The sequence below is a fragment of the Rhodococcus sp. IEGM 1307 genome, from assembly GCF_030056915.1.
Taxonomy (GTDB): domain Bacteria; phylum Actinomycetota; class Actinomycetes; order Mycobacteriales; family Mycobacteriaceae; genus Rhodococcus_F; species Rhodococcus_F opacus_D.
Genome location: NZ_JASHKW010000086.1, coordinates 1 through 354, shown reverse-complemented (window position 1 = coordinate 354; position 354 = coordinate 1). Strand labels below are relative to the sequence as shown.

The following is a 354-nucleotide window of genomic DNA, read 5'->3' as shown; positions in this document are numbered from 1 at the left end:
CTCGACGCGGAGGAGAGGGCATCTGCCGGGGTGGCGGCGACGGGTGCGATTTGGCCACCGAGTGATGCGGCGGTGCCCGAGAGTTGAGAGATTTCGGGTGCGGTGGCGGGCAGGGTGGTGGCGCCACCATTGGCGAGTTCGGCTGCGGTGTTCGCGATCGTGGCCGCCGAGTCGAGTGCACCGGCCAGGTCCGCGTGGCTGGCTGTGGTGAGGACCTGTGCGGCCGCGTTTTCCGGTGTGCCCACCGGGGCTGCGGCCAGGCCCGCGGTGGCGGCGGTGTTCGCGGCGCCGGACTGCAGCAGGTCGACCAGTGGGCTGAGCGTCTTGGACAGCGAGGTCGCGGTGTCGGCGATC

General features: G+C 71.8%; 1 pseudogene. It reads right to left on the bottom strand.

Annotation, left to right across the window (positions count from 1 at the left end):
* Positions 1–354 (bottom strand): annotated as a pseudogene (locus QM841_RS42925) (cutinase family protein); the annotation flags it as partial.